The sequence below is a fragment of the Okeania sp. SIO2B9 genome (assembly GCF_010672505.1).
Lineage (GTDB): Bacteria > Cyanobacteriota > Cyanobacteriia > Cyanobacteriales > Microcoleaceae > Okeania > Okeania hirsuta.
Genome location: NZ_JAAHGK010000292.1, coordinates 1 through 6644, shown reverse-complemented (window position 1 = coordinate 6644; position 6644 = coordinate 1). Strand labels below are relative to the sequence as shown.

The following is a 6644-nucleotide window of genomic DNA, read 5'->3' as shown; positions in this document are numbered from 1 at the left end:
TAAGAAATTTGTCTGTCTAAATAAAGTAGCTTTTTCCCGGGAAAACTTCTGATTTTTCCGACTCAAAGTATCTGTCTGAGAAATAGAATTTTCTGAAAGAGTTGTCAAAGGAAAATAGGAAATCTGTAGATGTCTTTCTCCAGATTTTTCCCCATTTCCCGACTTCCCTCTATCTAAGAAATTTGTCTGTCTAAATAAAGTAGCTTTTTCCCGGGAAAACTTCTGATTTTTGCGACTGAAAGTATCTATCTGAGAAATAGAATCTTCTGAAGTAGTTGTCAAAGGAAAATAGAAAATCTGTAGATGGTTTTTTCTAAAATTTTCCTGATTTTCTTGCTGAGGCTTATCTAAGAAATTTGTCTGTTTAAATAAAGTAGCTTTTTCCCGGGAAGAATCCAGATTTTTACGACTCGAAGTATCTATCTGAGAAATAGAATCTTCTGAAGGAGTTGTCAAAGAGAAAGGGAAAATCTCTAGATAGTTTTCTCGGAAATTTTCCTCATTTCCCCAATTTTTTCTATCTAAGAAATTTGTCTGTCTAAATAAAGTACCTTTTTCGAGGAAAGACTCTAGATTTTTCCGACTCGAAGCATCTGTCTGATAAATGGAATTTTCTGAAGAAGTTGTCAAAGTAAAATAGGAAATCTGTAGATAGCTTTCTCTCAAATTTTCCCAATTTTTCAGCTTCCCTCTGTCTAATAAATTAGTCGGTTTAAATAAAGTATCTTTTTCCAGGTTCCTTATATCTGATAAATTTGTCTGTTTAAAGAAAATACCTTTTTCCAGAGAAAACTCCTGATTTTTCCGACTCGAAGTATTGGTGTGAGAAATATAATTTTCTGAAGGAGTTGCCAAAGGGAAATAGGAAATCTGTAGATAGTTTTCTCTCAAATTTTCCTCATTTTCTTCCTTGAGTCTATCTAAGAAATTTGTCTCTTTAAATAAAGTACATTTTTCCAGAGAAAACTCCTGATTTTTCCGACTCGAAGTATTGGTGTGAGAAATATAATTTTCTGAAGGAGTTGCCAAAGGGAAATAGGAAATCTGTAGATAGTTTTCTCTCAAATTTTCCTCATTTTCTGCCTTGAGTCTATCTAAGAAATTTGTCTCTTTAAATAAAGTACATTTTTCCAGAGAAAACTCCTGATTTTTCCGACTCGAAGTATTGGTGTGAGAAATATAATTTTCCGAAGAAGTTGTCAAAGATAAAGAGGAAATTTGTAGATGGCTTTCTCTAGATTTTTCCCCATTTTCTGGCTGAGGTATATTTGAACAATAAGCTTCATTTTTACCTAGTCTTTTGTTATTACTAGAAACCTGCCATTTTTCATAAACAGCAGAACCATAAATATTACCGTTTTTAACTCCTGATTCTAATTCCCAGGCAAACTTATCTCCTTCCGGCGTTAAAAAGCGATGGTTTTTTCCCGCATAAATTACCGTTCCGCTAGACAAAGTAATTTTCAATATTTCCCTAACACCACTCCGCCACTGTTTAGCAACTTTTGCCTGCCAAACTTTCCTACCATCCGAAGTTAAAATTATCTCCCCACTCTTAATATTTTCGATCGCCTCTCTCGAACCATCTGGTTGATCGATTAAAGTTCCCTTTGGCAGACACAAAACTCCATAAGTTTCTTGCAAAATTGGTTCTAACTTTGGATGTTGGTATTCAATTTTCTCCCGCCCATGTTTCCGGTCAATAAATTTAGGAATTAAACCCGCATCTAAAGGTCCGGGGCGATACAAAGCCAATATAGAAGAAATATCTTCAATAGAAGTAGGCTTCAATTTTTTCACCACATCCACCATGCCAGAAGATTCCAACTGAAATACTCCTTCCAAGTCTCCAGACTTTATCAATTCGTAGGTCTTTTTCACATCCTCTGGCATTTTCTTAATATTGCCTCTCGCCAAAATTTCCATTGCCTTTCTTTCATTAGCTGGTAACTCATCTGGAACTAAAGGAAGATGATGATTTTGCTCAATCAAATCGGCAGTATTCTGAATAATAGTTAAATTTTTCAATCCCAAAAAATCCATTTTCAACAAACCAAGGGATTCTATATCTTCCATGTGATACTGAGTAATCACAGCTCCATCATTATTCCTTTGTAAAGGCACAATTTCATCTAGGCGTTCCTTAGAAATTACTACCCCTGCTGCGTGTACTCCAAAAGTCTTATTAGTACCCTCAATTCTGATTGCCATATCTATCCATTGACGAACAGAAATTTTACTAACTTTTCCGGCTTGATTATCTTCTATTTGAATTTCATTATTTTCATAAGCTTCCTTAAATTCAGGAGAAGAAGTCTCATCAGAAATCATCACTTTTAACTTAGCTGGTTTACCCCGTGCAACAGGAATTAACTTTGCCATTTTATTCGCTTCCCCAAACGAAACTCCCAACACTCTCCCCACATCTTTTAATACTGCCTTAGATGTCATCCGGTTAAAAGTAATAATTTGGGCAACTCTCTCTTCTCCATACCGTTCAGTCACATAATCAATCATTGCATCTCGGTTTTCAATACAAAAATCTGTATCAATATCTGGCATTGATTTCCGTTCGGGATTCAAAAATCTTTCAAATAATAAGCCATGATGTACCGGATCTATATTAGTAATCCGCAGAGAATAAGCAACTAATGAACCAGCAGCACTTCCCCTACCAGGTCCGACAGGAATATTTTCATCTCTGGCATATTTTATGTAATCCCAAACCACCAAAAAATATGTAGAGAAACCTTTATCCTGAAGAACTTTCAATTCAGTTTCCATCCGCTCTTTATATACTGCGGAAATTTCACTTCTTTGTTTAAGTTTCAGCCTTTCCAATAATCCTTCCCAAGCAAGTTCTTCCAGATAAGTATCGGCATTATGTTCTGGCGGAATGGGATAATCAGGAATTCTTGGTTCTCCTAAAATTCCTTGATATTTTTCAACTTTATCTGCCACTTCTAATGTATTGGCGATCGCTTCTTCTATAATTTCATTTTCTAGGTGGTCTTTAAATAGTTGCTTCATCTCTTCAGCAGACTTTAAATATTCGGTACCGCTATACCGCATCCGTTTTACTTCAGAGATTAATTTTTGAGTATTAATACACAACAAAGCATCGTGTGCTTCTACGTCTCGACAAGAAATAAAATGAGAATCGTTTGTGGCTACTATTTTTATCTTTAATTTATTGGCAATTTTGACAATTCCAGTATTTACTACTCTATCTTCTGGGAAACCATGGTCTTGTATTTCTAAATAGTAATCTTCTCCAAATAAATCTTTGTACCACTTAGCTACTGTCTTCGCTTCATCTAATTTTCCCTGCATAATATTTTGCGGTACTTCTCCTGCCAAACACCCGCTAGTTACTATCAGACCTTCGTGATATTTTTCTAGTAATTCTTTATTAATACAAGGTCGAGCAAATATGCCTTTTCCTTGAAAACCATGTAGATGAGAAAGAGTTGTTAGTTTGACTAAATTTTTATAGCCTTGAGTATTTTTTGCTAATACGACTTGGTGAAATTTTTTGCCTCTTTGTTGTTTCTCAATTTCTCCATTTATCACATACATTTCATTGCCAATTATGGGTTTAATTCCTTTATTTCTACACAGTTTAATTAATTGAATCGCCCCATACATTACTCCATGGTCTGTCAGAGCAATGGCTGGCATTCCTAGTTCTACTGCTCTATCTATTAATTGTGGTAATTGGGATGCCCCGTCTAATAGGCTATAATCGCTATGAATATGTAGGCCAACAAATGACATTTTTTTTAGATTTTAGAATAAATATTTTAGATAGCTTTATTTTATAAGGAAGAAGTCAGAAGGAAGAAAGAAGAAGGTTGATATTTAATTTTTGCTGGTATTGGTTTGACTGAAAGTCTTTACCTGTAAAGTTTTTAGGGTTTAATGAAAGGTAGATATAAATTAAGCTTATAAATTATTGCTAAGTATATTTGGAATTTAAACTGAATTTGGCAAAAAAAGTTCAAATGAGCTATTTAGGAGGAAAAATGGGGGGAATTTGGGTGCGATCGCGTTCTCGTATGCCATTTGTTATAAGTATTGATATGTAAGAGATGTAGGGTGGTTGCTTGTCAAGAAATTTTCGTGTATTTTGGAGATAAGTTATTTGCTCTGCATAGGTGCTTATTAAAATGAAATAGGCTTTTAGTTAGTGGGAGTGCGATCGCGCTCCCGTCAATATTATGTAAGTCAAACTACAATTAATTAGGGTTTGCTGAATAAAGTCTTTTTGCTGGGGTAGGAGACAGGAGACAGGAGAAATGGGAATGAGCGAGGAGGTAGGAGTAAGAATTGTCTCTCAATTTTTCTGCCATAATCATCCCAAAATACTAGCATGCATGATCTTTTTCCACCGAAAAGCTGCTACTTTTTTCAACTATAAAACGCTAAAACCAATATCAGTCAATACTTTTAGAATTAATCAGCAAGCCCTAATTATGTTTATATCAAATCACTATTATGGCGACTAAAAACGTCGATCTAACTTTGAAATGGCTACTTCAATCTGAATCGCGAGAGAAATTTATTCCTAGTTTAGGTAGAGAGCCATGGATAACTGTTTATTTTGATAAAGTTACTGAAAACGAGAATCTTGGTATATTTTCAGCCTTGATTCCAAATGCTGATGTTGAAACTTCTCTAAGCAAGATTTCTTGGGATTTCCATCTTGAAGATGGGCATCTATGTTTCAATAAAAATCTTAACTATTTGCGGTTTGGAAACTTAGATGATGTAGAACCGTTTATAATTCATCGGGATTTTCATGGCATTCGTGACTCATATAACGAAATGATTGAAGAGTTTCGACACTTTCATCGTTTGTACCACGATTTTGAAAAAAATCAACTTATCAAATTTGATGATAGAGGAGATGAAACTGTAGTAGCAAAACTTGAAATGGATAAAGTTGAAGTTCGTCTCAAAGAAGTGCGTCAATTTCTTGCTGTAAAAGAGATGTACTTAGCAATTTATTTTGACTTTAAACGATATTCTGAATTAATACTTGATGAATCTCCACAGGAATTAGAGCATAAAAATAAACAGGATTTAACTTACTATAGACTTTGCGCAAGTTCGGCAGAAAATTTTCATATAGCCAACTACAAATCCTTCTCATACTTGTGTGGAAAAAAACTGATTCCTCCATTTCCACTCAATCGCTGTGGAATGTGGCCATTCAATGATAAGGACAAGGAAAACTACATTGATTTCATTATTGGAGTGGATGAAAATGGAGATTCAGTCAAATATTCTTGTAATCCAGATGAGCTTGCAAACTACTTTGGTGCTAATCCAGATGCTCCTAACTATCTCACACCTGTTTTCTTTCGGCGCGAAGTTCTTACAAAATATTATGCTCATCCAGAACAATACTCGGTTGAGGATGGATTTCTAAGATGTCAAGGATTATGGGGATTGAAACTTGATAATAATCATCCTGAATACATAACTGTCTTCCTTGGAGACTTAGCATCTTTGCCATCAGATGAACAAATATATTGGCGTAGTTACAATATTCTACCTGAAGGAAAGATTAGTAAAGTTAATTTTGATCGTAGCTTTCAACTAACACCTGCTCCTCCAGAACAAATTGACCTTATGTTTAAGGATCGTTTTGTTAGGTTTTCTAAGAATTGGAAAGAATCTATGGGATGGAGTCTTTTTCGGGAATTAGCTGAATCAGACCAGTATCTTTTTGAAACTTTGCGCATTCCCCTGACAAATAGTCAGGCAGAATTTGATTCACAGGTTCTTGCTCTGACAAAGATTTTGATTGATTCTCTAAATGAGAGGGAAATTGTTAAGGCAACACCAGTAGGTAATACCGAAATAAAGGGAATATCTAAATTCCAGCAGTTCCTCAAAGCTCATCAATATCCAAACTATGAGCAGCAGATAAAATTCTTGAGAAATTTGCAAGAACTTCGTTCAGCTAGCGTGACTCATCGTAAGGGCGACAATTACAAAAAGATTGCCAAAGCTTTCGGATTGAAAGACAGTAACCGTTCTCATGTGCTGAAGAACATTCTTGTTGAAGTTAGAGACTTTCTTGTATCACTTGAGAGACACTTTTGTGAATAAAGCAACAAGTAGGGAAAGACCATGATATTCCTCCCAAAAAGATGGTAAGGTAACAGACTTCATAACTTATCATAGTCAATTGTTTGCCCTTTTCCTTCAGCAATTTACTGTTTCGCCTGTCTCGCTGCTACTACTAACTTGCTTTGGGTTTTTTCAAAAGATTTATCCTACTTTAATACCAATTTGAAAATCTGCAATATATTCTCGTAAATGCTCAAAAATTCTTTCCTGCTGCTCATCAGAAAGAGACTCTAAAATTTTTACAACAGTTGCTATATTTTCTCTTGACATTGTTTTTATAAGTAGTAGGATTTAATGCAAATAAATAATCACATCATCAGTAAATTATAATTTATGCAATATTGTTTGAAGTGCAGTATTTTTATCATAAAGTCAAATTAATTGGCGTTTCCTTGATTACTATATTTTAATCTCTACTCAGCAAAGGAGAAGTCTAATGAGTTTGTCTGTCATTGATGAGGTAGTCGAACAATTAAAAGTTATGCCACAGTACAAAGTTATGC

Annotated in this window: 3 protein-coding genes; 1 reads left to right on the top strand and 2 read right to left on the bottom strand. The window is 34.8% G+C overall.

Features of this window, described 5'->3' with window-relative positions; translation table 11 throughout:
- The coding region (dnaE, locus tag F6K13_RS12435; RefSeq protein WP_287287512.1) for a DNA polymerase III subunit alpha at positions 1-3777 on the bottom strand (3777 nt) is incomplete at its 3' end.
- Positions 3778-4497: 720 nt separating this feature from the next.
- Between dnaE and F6K13_RS12430 the strand changes: the two genes are divergently transcribed.
- Positions 4498-6120 carry a hypothetical protein gene (locus tag F6K13_RS12430; RefSeq protein WP_287287510.1) on the top strand — a complete coding sequence of 541 codons (1623 nt, stop codon included), beginning with the start codon at positions 4498-4500 and terminating at the stop codon, positions 6118-6120.
- Positions 6121-6282: 162 nt separating this feature from the next.
- Here F6K13_RS12430 and F6K13_RS12425 read toward each other — a convergent pair whose 3' ends face one another.
- Complete coding sequence (locus F6K13_RS12425; RefSeq protein ID WP_275670271.1) at positions 6283-6411, bottom strand: hypothetical protein; 129 nt, start codon at positions 6409-6411, stop codon at positions 6283-6285.
- Between the last annotated feature and the right edge of the window lie 233 nt (positions 6412-6644).

Excerpts from the sequence above, each read along its gene's own strand:
- F6K13_RS12430 (WP_287287510.1), top strand. The coding sequence starts at position 4,498 with ATGGCGACTAAAAACGTCGATCTAACTTTGAAATGGCTACTTCAATCT.
- F6K13_RS12425 (WP_275670271.1), bottom strand. The coding sequence starts at position 6,411 with ATGTCAAGAGAAAATATAGCAACTGTTGTAAAAATTTTAGAGTCTCTT.